19 protein-coding genes are annotated in these 16,172 nt (G+C 59.7%); 7 read left to right on the plus strand and 12 right to left on the minus strand.

Annotated features, from left to right (window positions below; genetic code table 11):
* The first annotated feature begins 345 nt into the window (after positions 1-345).
* From IIC71_11180 to IIC71_11190, 3 genes are all read left to right on the plus strand, one after another.
* Positions 346-1,587, plus strand: a complete 1,242-nt coding sequence (locus tag IIC71_11180) for a DUF2029 domain-containing protein (GenBank protein MCH7669741.1) — start codon at positions 346-348, stop codon at positions 1,585-1,587.
* Positions 1,584-2,804, plus strand: a complete 1,221-nt coding sequence (locus IIC71_11185; GenBank protein ID MCH7669742.1) for a DUF2029 domain-containing protein — start codon at positions 1,584-1,586, stop codon at positions 2,802-2,804. Before IIC71_11180 ends, IIC71_11185 begins: the two co-directional genes overlap by 4 nt.
* Before the next feature lie 84 nt (positions 2,805-2,888).
* Positions 2,889-4,028, plus strand: coding sequence for a hypothetical protein (locus IIC71_11190; GenBank protein ID MCH7669743.1), 1,140 nt, complete (start codon positions 2,889-2,891; stop codon positions 4,026-4,028).
* Positions 4,029-4,064: 36 nt separating this feature from the next.
* Here the strand turns inward: IIC71_11190 and IIC71_11195 are convergent, their stop codons facing one another.
* From IIC71_11195 to IIC71_11225, 7 genes are all read right to left on the minus strand, one after another.
* On the minus strand, positions 4,065-4,403 hold the full coding sequence (locus IIC71_11195) for a DoxX family membrane protein (GenBank protein MCH7669744.1): 339 nt from the start codon (positions 4,401-4,403) through the stop codon (positions 4,065-4,067).
* A gap of 41 nt (positions 4,404-4,444) precedes the next feature.
* Positions 4,445-6,091: a molybdopterin-dependent oxidoreductase gene (locus tag IIC71_11200; GenBank protein ID MCH7669745.1), complete on the minus strand. Its 1,647-nt coding sequence runs from the start codon at positions 6,089-6,091 to the stop codon at positions 4,445-4,447.
* Positions 6,092-6,139: 48 nt separating this feature from the next.
* Positions 6,140-7,216, minus strand: a complete 1,077-nt coding sequence (locus IIC71_11205; GenBank protein MCH7669746.1) for a (2Fe-2S)-binding protein — start codon at positions 7,214-7,216, stop codon at positions 6,140-6,142.
* A complete protein-coding gene (locus IIC71_11210) occupies positions 7,213-8,742 on the minus strand; it encodes an SLBB domain-containing protein (protein MCH7669747.1) in 1,530 nt (509 codons plus the stop codon). The genes IIC71_11205 and IIC71_11210 overlap by 4 nt, the downstream gene beginning before the upstream one ends.
* The gene (locus IIC71_11215; protein MCH7669748.1) at positions 8,735-9,115 is read right to left on the minus strand and encodes a hypothetical protein; all 381 of its coding nucleotides are present in this window, start codon (positions 9,113-9,115) and stop codon (positions 8,735-8,737) included. Before IIC71_11215 ends, IIC71_11210 begins: the two co-directional genes overlap by 8 nt.
* Positions 9,112-9,855 (minus strand): formate dehydrogenase accessory sulfurtransferase FdhD, encoded by a 744-nt coding sequence (gene fdhD, locus IIC71_11220; GenBank protein ID MCH7669749.1) that lies wholly within the window; start codon positions 9,853-9,855, stop codon positions 9,112-9,114. Before fdhD ends, IIC71_11215 begins: the two co-directional genes overlap by 4 nt.
* Before the next feature lie 102 nt (positions 9,856-9,957).
* Positions 9,958-10,530 (minus strand): molybdenum cofactor guanylyltransferase, encoded by a 573-nt coding sequence (locus IIC71_11225; GenBank protein ID MCH7669750.1) that lies wholly within the window; start codon positions 10,528-10,530, stop codon positions 9,958-9,960.
* 105 nt (positions 10,531-10,635) lie between these two features.
* On the opposite strand from IIC71_11225, the gene IIC71_11230 reads away from it, so the two are divergent.
* On the plus strand, positions 10,636-10,938 hold the full coding sequence (locus IIC71_11230) for a Dabb family protein (protein ID MCH7669751.1): 303 nt from the start codon (positions 10,636-10,638) through the stop codon (positions 10,936-10,938).
* Here the strand turns inward: IIC71_11230 and IIC71_11235 are convergent.
* The 4 genes from IIC71_11235 to IIC71_11250 all read right to left on the minus strand — a co-directional run bounded on the left by IIC71_11235 (position 10,935) and on the right by IIC71_11250 (position 14,046).
* Positions 10,935-11,474 carry a hypothetical protein gene (locus IIC71_11235; protein ID MCH7669752.1) on the minus strand — a complete coding sequence of 180 codons (540 nt, stop codon included), beginning with the start codon at positions 11,472-11,474 and terminating at the stop codon, positions 10,935-10,937. The genes IIC71_11230 and IIC71_11235 overlap by 4 nt on opposite strands.
* A 108-nt stretch (positions 11,475-11,582) precedes the next feature.
* The gene (gene tdh, locus IIC71_11240) at positions 11,583-12,617 is read right to left on the minus strand and encodes an L-threonine 3-dehydrogenase (GenBank protein ID MCH7669753.1); all 1,035 of its coding nucleotides are present in this window, start codon (positions 12,615-12,617) and stop codon (positions 11,583-11,585) included.
* A complete protein-coding gene (locus IIC71_11245; protein ID MCH7669754.1) occupies positions 12,614-13,804 on the minus strand; it encodes a glycine C-acetyltransferase in 1,191 nt (396 codons plus the stop codon). Before IIC71_11245 ends, tdh begins: the two co-directional genes overlap by 4 nt.
* A gap of 77 nt (positions 13,805-13,881) precedes the next feature.
* Positions 13,882-14,046: a response regulator transcription factor gene (locus IIC71_11250; GenBank protein ID MCH7669755.1), complete on the minus strand. Its 165-nt coding sequence runs from the start codon at positions 14,044-14,046 to the stop codon at positions 13,882-13,884.
* Positions 14,047-14,134: 88 nt separating this feature from the next.
* On the opposite strand from IIC71_11250, the gene IIC71_11255 reads away from it, so the two are divergent.
* From IIC71_11255 to IIC71_11265, 3 genes are read left to right on the plus strand one after another with little or no spacing between them, the layout of a single operon-like run.
* On the plus strand, positions 14,135-14,428 hold the full coding sequence (locus tag IIC71_11255) for a hypothetical protein (protein MCH7669756.1): 294 nt from the start codon (positions 14,135-14,137) through the stop codon (positions 14,426-14,428).
* Between the two features lie 17 nt (positions 14,429-14,445).
* Complete coding sequence (locus tag IIC71_11260; GenBank protein MCH7669757.1) at positions 14,446-14,736, plus strand: hypothetical protein; 291 nt, start codon at positions 14,446-14,448, stop codon at positions 14,734-14,736.
* A complete protein-coding gene (locus IIC71_11265; GenBank protein MCH7669758.1) occupies positions 14,702-15,109 on the plus strand; it encodes a CoA-binding protein in 408 nt (135 codons plus the stop codon). Before IIC71_11260 ends, IIC71_11265 begins: the two co-directional genes overlap by 35 nt.
* Here the strand turns inward: IIC71_11265 and IIC71_11270 are convergent.
* Complete coding sequence (locus tag IIC71_11270) at positions 15,106-16,080, minus strand: IS481 family transposase (protein ID MCH7669759.1); 975 nt, start codon at positions 16,078-16,080, stop codon at positions 15,106-15,108. The genes IIC71_11265 and IIC71_11270 overlap by 4 nt on opposite strands.
* Positions 16,081-16,172 lie beyond the last annotated feature (92 nt).

The raw sequence follows: 16,172 nt of genomic DNA on the forward strand, positions 1-16,172 counted from the left end.
GATCGCGTCTGGGGGATAGACAACGGATTGACGTTTCATCATCTTCCGAAACTCCGCACGGTCCTGTGGGGTTTTGCGGACCGTGAACTGCCAGATCATATGGTTGATTGTCTTGAGCGGCTGGAGGTAGCGATGCGGGGCGGCCTTCGGAATCGCATTGCGGCACTGCTATCCGAATCCGAGGCGGTCGCGACCGCGGCGCGATTGGCATCGTTGTTAACACTTCGCGCGCATCCCGCTCCACCAGTAGACCGGCAACCGCTGCCATGGCCGTGGTGGTAGGGGCGATGACGGCACAGTCGGTGGAACCTTGGACGGCGCCTACATCGCACTAGTCTCCGGCGAATGAACCGCGAAACCGACCAGGAATCGCTGCGCCGAACGCTGTGGCGGATGGTCGCCATCATCGCGATCCTAGGAGCTGTGTCCTACGGTGCGCTCGCATATTTCGTCGCCGGCGAAATCGCCGACCCTGAATCGACGGTACGCGTCGGCGACGACTACTCGACGTTCCATGCCGCAGCGCAGATCTTACTTTTTGGTGAGGCCGACACCCTCTACGACGTGGATGAGGTTGCCGCGGTTCGGACCGCGTTGAGAGGAGAAGTCACCTCCGCCGCGCCTGCTTATGTCAATCCTCCCGCCTTTGCGATGCTCCTGGTTCCGCTCGCTTCGCTGCGTTACGGGGCAGGCCTTGCGGTGTGGACCGTGGCGGGATTTCTCGCCTTGGGTGTGTCGTTGCGACTTCTGCACACACCGAGACCATGGCTGGTGTTGGCCGTCGCAGCGACGTCGATCAATGGTTTCATTGGTGTGCGGCTTGGGCAGGCCCAGATGTTTTGGGCCGCGCTGTATGGAGCAATTCTGTGGAGGCTCCGGGGTTCCGCACAGGTCCAGGCCGGGCTTTTCGCCGCCCTACTATCGCTCAAACCTCAGTTGCTGGCCCCACTCGTATTGTGGTGGATGATCGATTGGCGCCAGTACTGGCGGGCGCTCCTCTCCGTAGGTGCGGGGTCGGCGGTCCTGGCGCTGCTGCCGATGGTGCTGTTCCCCGGGTCATACGACGGCTATTTCGCCTTGCTGCGCGAGTCGTCGGCCTCCGCGTTGCAGGAGGGGATTCCCTGGGGTGCGACTCTTCCGTATGCGCTGTTCGCCATCACCGGCCCGTCCACATTTGTCGCCACAGTCGGGTTCGTCCTCAGCAACCTGTTACTCGTCGGCCTCGTCGTTGTTGCCGTCCGCGGCCGGTGGCACCAGGACGTCATGTTTGTCGTGGCGATCCTCGGCGCCGCAGCACTTTCCAACCACCTGCTCCTCTACGACTGGATGGTGCTTGTGCCTGCGGGTGTAGTGGTAGCGCGATATCTCCCAAGAAAAGGCGTCGACCTACCCGCCATGATCGTTTCGATTGTGTACGCGTCCTTCGTGCAGATGGCTTTCGGGGCATCGGTATATCGCAGACTCGGGTTTACGGTGCAGATCACCTCGTTCGTCCTGATTTTCGTTGGCATCGTGGCTGTGAGGCGCATGCGGTCAACCGACGGCGCCGCGCTGGTCACTGAATCTGGATTGGAAACCACGATATGAAGTCAGAGGCAGGGCGGGAGTCACTCCGCAGAAACCTCTGGCGTGGTGTCGCCGTCATACTCGGCGTTGGCGCCGCGCTCTACGTTTTGTCGATCTACAGCGTCGCGACCGATTCGGACCATCGCAGCCAAACAGGCAACGTGGTTGGTGTTGACTACTCGACCTTCCACGCCGGTGCAACGATGCTGCGCTATCGCGACGCGGACCAGCTGTACGACCTCGAAGCCATGACGGACCTTCTGCAGGAAGTACGTCGCGGCCCGGTAGGGCTGGAGCCGACGTACCTCAACCCACCGGCCTTCGCAATGGTGCTGACACCCTTCGCACCCCTGCGTTACGAGGTCGGTCTCGCTCTGTGGACCACTCTTGGGATTGTGGCATTCTTCTTTGGGCTTCGTTCCATCGGGACGACGCGACCCGCGTTCGTGCTCGGTGCAGTGCTGGTGTCGGTACCGGGGTTTCTCGGCGTGACGCTCGGTCAGGGCCAATTCTTTTGGGCTGCGCTCTACGCGGGTGTCTTGTCGCGGCTGCGGGCGGGACAAGCAACGCAGGCCGGTCTGCTCGCTGCTGTACTGATTCTGAAACCCCAGCTACTTGCCCCGATCGTTCTTTGGTGGCTGATTGACTGGCGACGCCACCACCGGTCACTCGTCACCGTTGCAGTCGCGGCATCGGCGATATCGCTTGCACCAGCAGTGCTTTTTCCGGGCTCGTACAGCGGTTACCTATCCATGCTCAAAGCTGCCTCGGACGCGTTTCCCCTCAATGGGATCCCGATGGGGGTGACGCTTCGGGACACAGTGGATGCTTTCACCGGGGGGTCTTCGGTATGGTCAGGCGCCATCGTATTGGGCGGTGTTGCGGTGTTTGCCATCGTGCTCGTGCGTGGCGTTCGATCAGAGTGGGGCACCGACGTTATGTTTATCGTGGCAACGGTTGGGGGACTGCTGGTCATCCCGCACCTCGTCATGTACGACTGGGTGGTGCTGGTACCGGTCGGGATCGTGTTTGCTCAACACATTCCTGCGCGTTCGGTGGCACTGCCGATGATCATCGTGGGGCTGCTGTATACGTTGCTGTTCCAGGCTGCGTTTGGTATTGCATCCTTCGAGCGGTTTGGGTCGAGCATCCAGATTGCGGCATTGGTACTGGTATCCTCCGCGGTATTCGGAGTCCGCCAGATTCTCCAGGAGCCCACGTCAGCACACATGTCATAGAGCTTGGACGTCGCTAGCGGTCCATGGTCCGGAGATGTATGGACGCGCGGCCAAGTGGTAGCTTGATTCCCGGGAGGTACCCAGGTGGCGCGTAAGACTGTCCGCTACACAATCGACAAGGTGCCGGCGAAGCTTCGTTGGCGACCGCGAGTCAGCGGTTGGGGCATCTTTTTCGGTGCGGTTGGCGGACTTGGCGTCGTCGTTCTGCTCCAACAAGCTGGGCTGCGTGTCCTCACTCGCACACTTTCAATCCAGGGTCTCTCGGCCGCGATCGTTTCCGGCATCATCGTTCCATCGCTTGTGTACATGATTTCTGTCGGTGCCTACAACCGCCGCCTGCGACACTACCTCAAAGGATCCGCCGGCCGTGCGATGGCAGCGACGACCACGGTCGCTGTCCTGGCAGTATCGACCGCCGCCCTTCTCGTCTCCAGTGCGAGTCCAGCTCATGCAACGGTCACTGGTCCGTGTCGAGTGACTCTCAACGGAGTCGACGTCGCCCCCCTCCAACCTACCGCGGCTGACGCGATACTCGTTGACGCGGAGGGGTCTCTCACGGGGACCCTAGAGTTTCCCAGCGAGATCGACGGTGGCTCGATCGATCTGATGTACGCCGGGTTTACCACGTTCAATTTTCAACAGTGGGATGGGTTGGTTGACAACGGGGATGCGATTGATTCGGGTGGCGGTGTGGAGTCGCGTACCGTGCGTACCGACGTTGTCGCAAAGTACGCCGCCGGCGTATACGACGTGTTCGGCACGGTCGTGTTTGAGAACGGGCAAACCTGTGATGTCGCGTTTGCGTTCAAGATTGATGTGCCGCCGCTCGAGACACTAGTCGGTAGAGGTGCTGCGGTGGCAGCCGCGTTTGGGCTTCTGGGGACATTCGGCGTCATCGTAGGCCGGACACGCGAAGGCGCCGCGTTGTTGGCGGCCCTTGATCGCCAACTCGGGAGTCTTCCAACTCCAGATCCCCTCGAACAAGAGCGAATCGGCGCCGCCACGCTCATTCACGAGCCGGCACAGGTGATGGATGCCTCAGGCCCGGGCAATACGGCTCCCGATTCGAACTCTCCATCGGACCCTGAAGCTGTCGAAGCGCGGTCCGCCGCACCAACGGCCTACGCAGAACGCGGACCTATGCCGGTACCCGATCTCGATTTCGACAACTCCGAAGACGGCGATCACACAGGCGAACCGGATCTACCGGAAGCAGGTCGTTGACTCGACTCTGTAACCCCCGACGAATGGCGATGATGCTCATTTCCGCAAAAACAGTGACGCCCACCAGATGAAGAGGCCTTGGAAGGGGAGTCTGGCCCAGGCGACAACTGGGTTTGCGAACGAGGCAGGGAGGCGACGGTCATCGATGCCGCCCTGGAGCGCCATCCAGACATTTGCTGGAAACACAACAATCAGCGTGACGATGAGTCCCGCAGCGGACCAGCGACGCCAAGCTGGGACGAGTAGACCGAGCGCAAACCCTATTTCCATAACACCGGTGACGTAAACCAGCGAACGTTTTGCGGGGAGGATGGGAGGGATGAGCGCCTCGTACGCCTCAGGGCGCACGAAGTGGTAGGTCCCCGCTGAGGTCATAAACAACGCGAGCGTCACAAGGAGCGCCCAACGGACAGGACTCACGGACTGGCTGTGAGACGGGTGGGTGTCTGGTACGACCCGGGGAACACCGCCTGCACGTCGGTACCCTCCGCGGGCTCAATACGGGCCGCGCAGACCTTGTATTCGCCGGTGCCGGTCACGGCGTCACCGGCCTCAGTGGTGAGGAGATTGGCGCGAGCCTCGGCGAAGTGAAAAGGCATCCAAATGGTGTTCCGTTTTACCTGGCGCGACACCATGGCGCGGCAACGAACTCGGCCTCGCCGGGTTACGACATCCACCATGGCCCCGTCTTCGACGCCAAGCGCACGTGCGGTACGAGGATGGATTTCGATGAACGCTTCCGGCTGCTTTTCCACCAGACCGTCGATTCGACGAGTCTGCGAACCGGCGTTGTAGTGGTACAGCGTGCGGCCGGTGCTGAGGACTAGTGGATACTCAGGATCGGCCTGCTCGAATGGCGGGCGGTACTCGACAGCTTGGAACAGGCCCTTGCCTCGTAACACGCCACCCTTGTGGAGATACACCGTGCTTGGCGCATCTGCTGTCTCGACCGGCCACTGAAGGCCATCTTCTTCGATGCGTTCGTGCGAGATTCCCGAAAATTGTGGCGTGAGCGCGGCCATTTCTGCGTAGATGTCCGCAACGCCGTCGTAGTGTGGGTTCTTGTATCCCGCACGCTCCATCACGTCGAGGATGATCTCCCAGTCGGCCCGAGCCTGGCCCGGTGGGTCGATCGCTTTGCGCACTCGTTGCACCCGCCGATCCGAGTTGGTGAACACGCCGTCTTTTTCGGCGAAGCACGCCGCCGGTAACACGACATCTGCGTATCGGCATGACTCATTGAGGAAGATGTCCTGAACGACCATGAACTCAATACCGTTGAGCGCCTCTTCGAGCTTCCCAACGTTGGGTTCTGACATCACGATGTCTTCGCCCATGAGATACACACCCTTTACCTGGGTACCCATGACTTCCATCATCTCGTTGAGGTTGAGACCGGGGACGTCTGACTGCTCAGCGCCCCAGGCCTTGGCAAACTTGTCTCGGACTTCTGTGTCCTTCGCCCACTGATAACCCGGATAGAACGTTGGTGTAGCCCCGGAATCATTGGCGCCCTGCACATTGTTCTGACCGCGGAGAGGGTTCATTCCCATAGATGCGCCACCTAGGTGGCCGGTCATCAACACAAGGTTTGATAGGGCATAGACGTTGTCGGTGCCGGTGGTGTGCTCGGTGATACCAAGCGTGTAATAGATGCCTGCCTTGCGCGTCGTGGCGTACTCCCGCGCTACCTCGCGGATCATCTCCGCCGGGACTCCGGTGACCGTTTCGGCCTTCTCCGGCGTGTAGGCCGCCACTGTCTTCTTTACTGCTTCGAAACCCTCGGTGTTTTGAGCTATCCACTCTTTGTCTTCGAGGCCCTCGTCGATGATGACATGGGCGAAAGCATTGAGGAGCCACACATCGCTGCCCGGTTCGATCTGGAGGTGCCACTTCGCAATCGACGTCATCCATATCGCCCGCGGGTCGGCAACGGCAAGCTTGGCGCCACGCCGGACCGCTTTCTTCATTTCCATTGCGATGATCGGATGGGCCTCAGATGTGTTTGACCCGATTACGAGAAGGAAGTCTGCATCGCGGATCTCGGGAATGGAGTTCGTCATCGCCCCGGCCCCGAACGTGGTTACCAGACCGGCAACCGTTGGAGCATGTCAGGTGGCGGCACACGAATGGACGTTATGGGTCCCGAACGCAGCCCTCGCCATTTTCTGAAAAAGGTAGTTCTCCTCGCCTGTGCAACGGCTCGAGGAGACGAACCCGAGCGAATGCGGGCCGTGCCTCTCCACTACCCCTTGCAGGCCCTCAACGACACGGTCCAGCGCTTCGTCCCAGGTTGCTGGGCGGAGCACACCGTCGGTATTGCGTACGAGTGGATCAGTGAGCCGATCTTGGTGGTGGATGAAGTCGTTCGCAAACTTTCCCTTGACACACAGATTGCCGTCGTTGACCGTGGTCCCTGGTGCGGGAGCGGTGACCTTCACGATGCGGTTTGCTTCGCGGTCGACGTTGAGATCGAGCTGGCACCCGACTCCGCAAAAATTGCATGTAGTGCGAATTTTCTCAAGTTCGCGTTCGGGCTTCCCGTATGCGAGAGCAACCTTCTCTGTCATTGCCCCTGTCGGGCACACCGAGACGCACCCGCCACACAACTCACACGTGGTGTCTGTGAGCGAAAGCTCATCCACGGTAGAGATCGTCATTTTGGCCCCGCGATGTGAAAGCGTGATAGCGGTGACCCCCTCGACTTCGTCGCAGTACCTCGTGCACAACGCGCACCCAATACAGCGATCTTCTCTGAACTCGATGAAGCGATTGGTGTCCATCGGACGGCCCTGGCGCGGCGAATCGACATGCGGCCAAAGGCCTGCGGTTCCGTGGATGTCTGCGAGTTCAAAGAGTCGGTTGGGGTTTGCGTCCTCAGCCACGGTGCGGTCCGACACAGTGTCGGCCATGTGCAGGGAAAGCGAGAATTGTCGGTTGCGGGCGACCCGTTTACTTTCGGTTGTGACGTCCATGCCGGCTTGTGTCTTGGAGTGGCACGAAGGCTGCATGAGGCGCGACCCGGTAACTTCGACAAGACAGATGCGACAGGCCGCGGCTGGGTCGATCCGGTCATCGTGGCAGAGCGTCGGAATGTCGACATCGATCCGGCGGGCCGCAGAGAGGATCGTTTCTCCCGGCCGGAAGTCCACTGTCGTCCCGTTGATTGTGAGGGTCTCGCCGGTCATGCGGACACAGCCATTCCGAATTCGTTGGGGAAGTACTTCATCGCCGAAAGTAACGGTAGTGCAGCGGCCTGTCCGAGGCCACAAATACTCGCTTCTTGCATGCCCCAGGTGATGTCCTCGACGTGTTCAAACGCATCAGTGTCACCGCTGCGATACTGCTCGATGATCTGACGGAGGAGCTGGGTCCCGATGCGGCACGGGGCGCATTGGCCGCACGATTCGTCCTCGAAGAACACTGCTTGTACCAGCGCCGCTTGCACCATGTCGACCGTGTCGTTGAGCACTACGACGCCGGACGAGCCGAGCATCGATCCAACTTTTTGGAGCGAAGCAAAGTCGAGCGCGACGTTCACCATCGAAGCGGGAAGGAAACCCGAGCTGGCACCACCAGGGGAGAAGGCCTTTAACGCGCCAGCCACTCCACCCGCCGTCTCGATGAGTTCGGCCATAGTGATGCCCATCGGTGCTTCGTACACACCGGGACGCTGGATATGCCCCGAGATGCAGTACAGCTTGGAACCAGACTCCGTTCGGCCGAGAGCCTTGAACCAGCCACCACCTCGGGTCAGGATCGCCGGAATGGCCGCGATAGTCTCAACATTGTGGATCAGGGTGGGGGCCCCACGAAAGCCGGCTTCGACGGGGAATGGTGGTTTCATTCGGGGCAAACCGCGTTTTCCCTCAAGCGACTCGAGCAGCGCCGTCTCTTCGCCACAAATGTAGGCGCCGTGCCCGTCGACAAAATGCCAGCGGACTGTGTCGTCGAGGAGGCCTGCTGTGTCGGCCGCAGCCACCGCGGCCTTGAGGGCATCTCTGACTCCGCCAAACTCGCCACGCACATAGCAGTAGATGTCTTTGGCTTGCAAGGTTTGTGCCGCAATGGCGAGTCCTTCAACAACCAGGTGGGGGCGTCTCAGAATCACCTCTCGGTCTTTGAATGTCCCTGGTTCTCCCTCATCGGCGTTGAGCACGATGTAGCGTTCTGTGACTGGTTGGCCGGCAACGCCGCGCCATTTGATGTGCGCTGGAAAACCAGCTCCCCCTCTACCCGTCAGACCGGCGGACTCGAGTTGGCTGATTACCCATTCTTGCCCGTTGTCACACGCCGCGGCGAAAGCCGCGTATGAGAACGAGTCGTCGCCTGCCAGGTTAATCGCGAGGTCGTCGGACGGGGGCGTGAGGTGAACCTCGGGAAGCGGGTTTTCACCGCGCGGATCCCAGCTCGCCGGTGCCTCGTCGCAGCGACCGAGACATGCCGCAGCGAGAAACTTCTGACCTGCCAGACTCATTTCGTCGATCTTGTTTCCGCTGCCCGCCAGGAAACAACTCAGACCCTGGCAGACGCGGACGTCGGTGGGGTTGTACAACAAGGAGTAGAACGTAGCCACCCCGTACACATCGGCCTCGGGGACACCCGTCTCGGCATGGATTGCGGCGGACACGTCGTCTTTCAGCCCCCCGGCCAGCTCGATGCGGATGAGCACTTCTTCGCGACGATTGTCAGCTTCGCGACGATTGTCAGTCACTCGGATCCCCCGTTTTGGATCGCGAGAACCCACCAGATTGTCGGTTCGGGGACGAGCGGCCCTTCCGTGCCCTGCGCTGTCGGTCGATCTCGACGAGGACGCGCGGCGAACCATCCCGCGGTTGATAGTCGACGATACTGGAGCCGACGCCGTCAGGGCCAACGACTTCGGCGTGGCGTTGGACATCAGCCGCCGAAATCGTCACGGTCCAAATCGATCCAAGCAATGCAAAGTGCGGACCGTCACCGACGCCGAGGTGAATAGTCGCGTCGCGCGTAACCGCGCAGGAAACCGTGGACCCTCCCGCCAGCATCTGCATTTCGCTGTCAGTGACCCGCAGACGAATCTCGTTGTCGGTGAGCCGGACCTTCACGCCACCACCTCGCCTTGGCAGGTGTAGACGTTGCAGGTATTCGACTTGGTGAACCCGACCAGCATCAGGTTGAACTCGGTGGCTAGATCGATCGCAAGCGTGCTGGGTGGTCCTATGGACACCAACGTGCCGATTTCCGCAACGATCGCCTTTTGGACCAGCTCGTAGCTTGCCCGCCCGCTCACCACAAGCAGATGGTCGGCGGTGACCGGCGTATTGCTCGTGGCGCAAAAGCCGATCACCTTGTCAACAGCGTTGTGTCTCCCAATGTCTTCGCGGACAGCCACGATGTCACCATCGGGGCGAACAACTGCGGCTGCGTGCAGGCCGCCCGTTGTTGCGAAGGTTGTCTGTCGGTTTGTGAGTGCGCTCGGTAGCGACATCAAAATTGCGAGCGACACCGGACTGTTGCGTTCGATGGGATGGCCGTGTCGGGTTACAAGATGCTCGATCGACGAGCGACCGCAGATACCGCACGCCGACGTGGTGAGCACGTTGCGGCGAAAATGATCGGGATCAAAGGCCAAGTCATCCGACAGGTGTGCGAGCACCTGATTGTGGAATGAGCCGTCCACCAGAACCTTTTCCACGGACTGAAGGTCGCCGACCCGGGCAATGATTCCTTCGGCCAAGAGAAACCCGATGGTGAGGTCTTCTTCGTCGCCTGGCGTCCGCATCGTCACCGTGAGGCGTTCCGTTGAACCGCGGTGTCGTATGAGTATCTCCAAGGGTTCTTCCACGGCCACAGGGTCGTCGGCTGGTGTTCGACCACCAGGTTCCACGCGTAGGATCTGGCGATCTAAGGAAGCAGCGCTTGTGGGTTGCCCGAAGAGGTCCATGTGTTATGTGCTTGCCGTCAGAAATTGGTACTCGGCAGGGGTGTTGATGTTGACGAGCTGTTGAGCGTCGTCCACCTGCACGCGGTCGACGTTTCTAACGCGCCTCAGGAACGCTCGCATGGAGCGGTCCCCCGATGCAATGCCAAACATGGCCTTGGCAAGACACCCACGTCCATAGGCACCGCACAGTGGCTGGTCGCGGCTACCCGAAACGGCAATCCGAGCGTAAACCCCGCGAACTGCGGGCTCGGCGACCGCTCGCACGATGTCCGATGTGACGCGCGGCATATCCGCTGCCAAAAGAAAAACGCCATTGTCGGATTGATACTCCAGGGCCGCCATGAGTCCCGCTAACGGACCGGAGTCCGGAAAGGCGTCGGGAATTACCGGAACCGAGACCAGCCGTTGCACCTGCGCCGACCCACCGGCCACGATGACTTCCTCGAACGCGCAAGACAAGATTTTGACCGCACGTTGCACAAACGTCGTTTCGTCGAGTCTCAGAAGCGCTTTGTCGGAGCCCATACGGACGCTGTCACCGCCTGCAAGAACCACTCCGAGAGTATGCCGAATCACGAGGTGAGTGTACCGACGTCCTTGCACAGTCTTTGCGGGTCGGCGCTACTGTCGTGGAGTTGATGCCAGTATCAAACCGGTACGCAGACAACCAACGAGGCGGTCATGTTCAACCACATAGTGATGTTCTGGTGGAAGTCTGGTGTAACCGCGCAAGAGGTCGCTGTGGTATCGGCGGGGTTGTCATCGTTGCCCGACCAAATCGCCGAGATCCGCCGTTACGAACATGGTTCCGACCTTGGCATCGGCACCGGGGCTACGAACGCAGATTACGTGCTGCTTGCAGAGTTCGACAGCTCTGAAAGCTGGCGAATCTACGCCGAGCATCCCGCCCATGTCGCGGTCATCGAGACGTCGATAAAGCCGATTGTTGACAAGATCGAACGCATCCAATTCGAGATCACCTAGCGTGCAGCTATTGCGCCTTGCAACAAAGAAACCAGATTCTTGGCGAGTTCGTCTCGCGTATGAAAGTTGACCGGAAGCGTTGTCACTCCGTCCATGTGTTTGAGATGATCAACGAACGGGTCAAAGTTTTGTGGCGCCGTCGCCGGCACGAGACCAGGCCGAAGGAACAGCGACGCCACACCTTCTCGGAATCTCGTCGACATCAGTTGTACCGGTCCGAGTTCATCAACGATAGTGACGCCGCGCCCACCCTGGATCGCCGGGATTGCCAGACGTTCGAAGGTCTCAAGATCAACACCCGAGGTCTCAAATCGTGTCTTGGAATCCATCGATGTATGCGCCAACTCGCAGGTCCGTCCGCCAACGATCTCGACGGTTAGCCCAAGGCTGTGACGATGGTCGTCGATTTCGGATGACAATATTCCGCTAGCTGCCACCCATGAGGTATTCATCTCTGTAGCGACATCGCGGCACACAGTGGTTTTACCGATTCCGGCCCGTCCGGTGACAATGAACGTTGTTGCTGTGTGAGCCATTGTGCTCCTTCGTCGGAAGCTGGAGCTGTGGGTGCTCTATCTGCCTGTCGGCAACAGCGTTCCAGGATTAACGAACGCGACGACGTCACACAAAGATGCGCCGTTGGTCTAGGTCGTTTCCCAATTCAGGATTACCTTGCCGCATTGACCCGAGCGGATCACTTCAAATGCGTTCTCGAATTGTGCCGCATCGAAGTGGTGGGTGATCACGGCTGACACGTCGAGTCCTGTCTGCAACATGGAAGTCATTTTGTACCAAGTCTCGAACACCCGCCTACCGTAGATTCCGCGCAGCGTGAGACCGCGGAAAATGATGTCCGTCCAGTCGATTGGCTCAGTTTCTGACGGAGGAATGCCGAGCAGCGCGATATTTCCTCCATGGTTCATTGCCGTGATCATGTCGTGTAGTGCCCTAAAGTTGCCGGACATTTCGAAGCCGACATCAAAACCCTCCGTCATACCAAGCTCGGCCATAGCGTCAACAGCAGTGCCAACCGTTGCATTGATGACGGCGTCCGCACCCATTTCAGATGCGATGTCGAGCCGGAAGTCGTTGATGTCTGTCACCGCGATGTAGCGAGCGCCGACGTGTCTGGCGATTGCCACCGACATAACTCCGATGGGGCCGGCGCCGGTTATCAGCACGTCTTCGCCGACGAGGTCAAACTCGAGCGCAGTGTGCGTTGCGTTGCCAAGAGGATCGAGGATGCAGGCAATGTCGTCAGAAATCGAGTCTGGTATTGGGAAGACATTCGTTGCCGGGATGGTCACGAACTCTGCGAATGCACCGGGACGGTTCACGCCCACACTCGACGTGTTGCGGCAGTAGCGCCGCCGCCCCGCTCGGCAATTGCGACAGTGGCCGCACGTTACGTGTCCCTCGGCGGAGACTCTTTGATCCACCGACAGCCCTTCAACGAGATCGCCCATCGAGTCGATAACCCCGACGAATTCGTGGCCGATCGGCATCGGGGTTTCGATCGTCGCCTGCGCCCACTCGTCCCAATCGACAATGTGGAGGTCGGTGCCACACACTGACGTCTTGGTCACACGAATGAGGACGTCTTGTGGCCCGAATTCGGGGACTTGCACATCCTCAAGCCACAGTCCCGGTTCAGGACGAGTTTTTACCAGTGCCTTCACGCGATCACCGCCAAATTCTTGCCAACGTGGGTGAAGGCAGCAACGGCGGTGTCGATCTGGTCGAACGTGTGGGCTGCAGACATCTGTGTGCGGATACGCGCCTCGCCGCGAGGCACCACTGGGAACGAGAATCCGACCACATAGATTCCCTCGTCGAGCAGCCGGTCGGCCATTTTTCCGGCAAGTGTTGCGTCCCCGATCATGACTGGGATGATCGGATGCCGGTCCCCAGTCAGCGTGAACCCGCTCTCCGTCATCGCAGTGCGAAATCGGACGGCGTTAGCTGCCAGTTGGTCGCGAAGATCGGTTGAGGATTCAATGAGGTCGAGCACTGCGATCGATGTGGCGGCAATCACCGGGGCGAGAGAGTTTGAGAAGAGGTACGGCCGCGAGCGCTGGCGTAACCACTCGACGATCTCCTTGCGTCCCGAGGTGTAACCACCCGACGCTCCGCCAAGAGCTTTTCCGAGTGTGCCGGTCACGATGTCAACGCGGTCCTGAACACCCCAGTGGTCGGGGGTTCCCGCACCGTGCGGTCCGGTGAAGCCCACAGCGTGCGAATCGTCGACCATCACAAGTGCGCCGTATTTGTCGGCGAGGTCGCAGATGTTTTTGAGGTTGGCAATGATGCCATCCATCGAGAAGACACCGTCGGTGGCGATGAGCCTGGTGCGGACCCCTGCGGATTCGCGTAGACATCGTTCCAGGTCGGTCATGTCGTTGTTGTTGTAACGGAAGCGCTCTGCTTTGCAGAGTCTGACACCGTCAATGATTGACGCGTGGTTCAACGCATCCGAGATGATTGCATCTTCGGGGCCGAGGATGGTTTCAAACAATCCGGTGTTTGCGTCGAAACATGATCCATAGAGGATGGTGTCGTCGGTGCTGAGGAAACTGGATAGTCGGCCCTCGAGCTCCTTGTGGATGTCTTGCGTTCCGCAAATGAACCGTACCGACGCCATCCCGTATCCGTGGCGGTCCAGTGCGCGGTGGGCCGCGGCGATGAGACGTTCGTCGTTTGCGAGACCTAGGTAGTTGTTTGCGCAGAAGTTGAGGGGTGACGAATCATCGACCAACCGGATTCGTGCCTGCTGTGGAGTCGCAATGAAGCGCTCAGTCTTGTAGAGACCTTCGTTTGCGAGCTGGTCAATGTCTTGTGTCAGCCGCTGTAGAAACGCTGCATCGATAGGTCACACCTCCCGGTAGCGAGATTCTCGTGAGTGTTCGGCTGTCCGTCAACTTACGTGATTGTGGATGCCGGCGCTCACACGATGTCTCTGTCCGAGGCCCACACAGCAAGTTCGTGACGAGATGAGAGCTGAAGTTTCCTCAGCACAGCTGAGACGTGTGTCTCAACCGTTTTGATCGAGATACCGAGCTTGCGCGCTACCTGTTTGTATGCAAAACCCCGGGCAATATGGCGGAGCACCTTGGTCTTCCCCCGTTTTTCCGGTCACGTTGGTGTTCCCCCGGTTTTCCGGAGTCAGCTTGCTTGAATCGCTAGGCCGGTGGTCGGGTTGTCGTGGTGGATTCTTTCATACTCGTTCGGGCTGTGCATTCCGAGCGATGTCAATGTCGTCGTGACGGCCCGGATCGGTCTGGGGGCGCTCGAAACCGGAACCCACGGTCTGTTGGGCGCTGGCGGCCACGATGGTCCGCACACACTTGCCGTTGCCGGCGCATCGTCCGAGTTCATAGTGAGCGATGAACGAGCCTACCGACAGGCCGGTAACCCGGGAGCGACGCTGTACATCAACGTCGACGTAGGGCTGGGCGCGGTGAGCGTCGTCCGGACAGAATTCGCACCGTGAGGGAGAAAGATGCTGTGATGAATGAACGACACAAAGTATCGGTGACGAGTCTCGTAGTCGGTGCGGCCATGGTTGCAATCGCTGTCTTCGGCCGATGTGGCATCGGGTGGGGTAATTTGGCGAGGTGGCCGTGGCCCCTCGGGTCCGTGCTCGTCGGGTCAGGAATCCTGCTGGTGTTAGGAGCGCTGCGCGCAGACACGGACGTTGCGGACCCTGGTTCGGCTACGGTCACACCTACAGGAATACCGAATGTACCTTTCGAGTTCCAAGAGCATGAATCATCTGAATCTGACAACGTTGCTGAATGAGCCAGACACGACAGTTGCGCTAGTTGGTGCAACAGATAACCCAATGAAATACGGTGCGACGATCTATCGCAACCTGAAATCGAAGGGGATCCCGGTGGTTGCAGTCAACCCGAACCGGTCGACGGTCGACGGCGACCCCGCGTACGCGTCTCTCGCTGACCTTCCCGAGGCCCCGACCATCGTCAACCTTGTGGTTCCCCCACGAATCGGTCTCGGAGTGTTGCGCGACATGGCTGAGCTTGGATATCAATACGTTTGGTTCCAGCCCGGTGCGGAGTCGCCCGAACTGATTGCACTCGCCGATGAGCTTGGCCTCCACTACATCTCTAACGCTTGCACCATGGTGGTTGGGCGCACGCGGAGCAACGCCTAGGTGTGCTCTTTGGGGAGGTTGTCCTTGAGGATGCTGTTGGGGGTTGCCCATCCGGGCGATCCGTGGTCTCGGTGGTGATTGTAGAAGTGGATGAACCCTTGGTAGGCGTCGGTGCGTTGGCTTTGTGAGATCCAGGGTCCAATGTAGGCCCATTCTTCTAGCAGGATGCGGTGGAACCGTTCCACTTTCCCGTTGGTTTGGGGCCGATAGGGTCGGGTCTTTTTGACGACAGTGCCGGTGTCGGTACATGCCCGATACCAGAGTCCTGAGCGGTAACACGATCCGTTGTCTGTGATTACCCGCCCAGGTTTGATCCCGATCGATTGGTACCACGCTGCCGCCCGTTTCCAGAACCCCGCAGCGGTGGTGGCTTGTTCGTTGTGAAGGATCTCTGAATACGCAATACGGGTACGGTCGTCAATGGCGGTGTGGATATAGCGGTACCCGACTTGGCGGGACCTCGGACCCTCACCGGGGTAGCCGCGGCCCCGTGTCTTCCAGCCGCCACCGTCAGGGATTGCACCAAGTTTCTTGATATCGACGTGGATCAGTTCACCAGGCGTGTCTTGCTGATAGCGACGGACCGGTTCGGTGCGAGTGGCCCTGTCGCCACGATCCAGACGTCCCACACCGGCACGGTTCAAAATGTTCTGCACCGTCGATGCCGCCAGCCCCACCATGGAAGCAATGTGGTCGGTACCCCAACGGCGCTTCGTGCGCAGATGAATCACCCGTCGCCGTCTCGGGGTCCGGTTCGGCGACTGATGCGGCTTTGACGACCGATCCTGCAACCCGTCAATGCCTTGAGCAACGAACCTGTCACGCCACTTGCGTACCGTCTTAGCGTCAACCTGGAACCGTTCCGCCGTCGTGACAATTGTCCATCCCTGATCCAAAACGCACGCCACCATACGGCGGCGCCCTACCAGGGTGAGCGGCGCATTGCGATGCTGTGTTCTACCGTAAGCCATGAGCCCTCCTTCGAGCTGCGAGTCGTTAACCCACAGTCCTACAAGGAGCGCTCACCCAAACACACCATCCACCCAGGGACAACGTCCCCGAT

It is taken from the genome of Acidobacteriota bacterium, from assembly GCA_022562055.1.
Classification (GTDB): Bacteria; Actinomycetota; Acidimicrobiia; order Spongiisociales; family UBA5794; genus BMS3BBIN02.

Bases quoted from the DNA above. Each gene is read 5' to 3' on its own strand.
- IIC71_11265 (MCH7669758.1), top strand. From the start codon at position 14,702: ATGAATCATCTGAATCTGACAACGTTGCTGAATGAGCCAGACACGACA.
- IIC71_11200 (MCH7669745.1), bottom strand. From the start codon at position 6,091: ATGACGAACTCCATTCCCGAGATCCGCGATGCAGACTTCCTTCTCGTA.
- IIC71_11195 (MCH7669744.1), bottom strand. From the start codon at position 4,403: ATGACCTCAGCGGGGACCTACCACTTCGTGCGCCCTGAGGCGTACGAG.
- IIC71_11185 (MCH7669742.1), top strand. From the start codon at position 1,584: ATGAAGTCAGAGGCAGGGCGGGAGTCACTCCGCAGAAACCTCTGGCGT.
- IIC71_11230 (MCH7669751.1), top strand. From the start codon at position 10,636: ATGTTCAACCACATAGTGATGTTCTGGTGGAAGTCTGGTGTAACCGCG.
- IIC71_11235 (MCH7669752.1), bottom strand. From the start codon at position 11,474: ATGGCTCACACAGCAACAACGTTCATTGTCACCGGACGGGCCGGAATC.
- IIC71_11270 (MCH7669759.1), bottom strand. From the start codon at position 16,080: ATGGCTTACGGTAGAACACAGCATCGCAATGCGCCGCTCACCCTGGTA.
- IIC71_11205 (MCH7669746.1), bottom strand. From the start codon at position 7,216: ATGACCGGCGAGACCCTCACAATCAACGGGACGACAGTGGACTTCCGG.
- IIC71_11180 (MCH7669741.1), top strand. From the start codon at position 346: ATGAACCGCGAAACCGACCAGGAATCGCTGCGCCGAACGCTGTGGCGG.
- IIC71_11260 (MCH7669757.1), top strand. From the start codon at position 14,446: ATGAATGAACGACACAAAGTATCGGTGACGAGTCTCGTAGTCGGTGCG.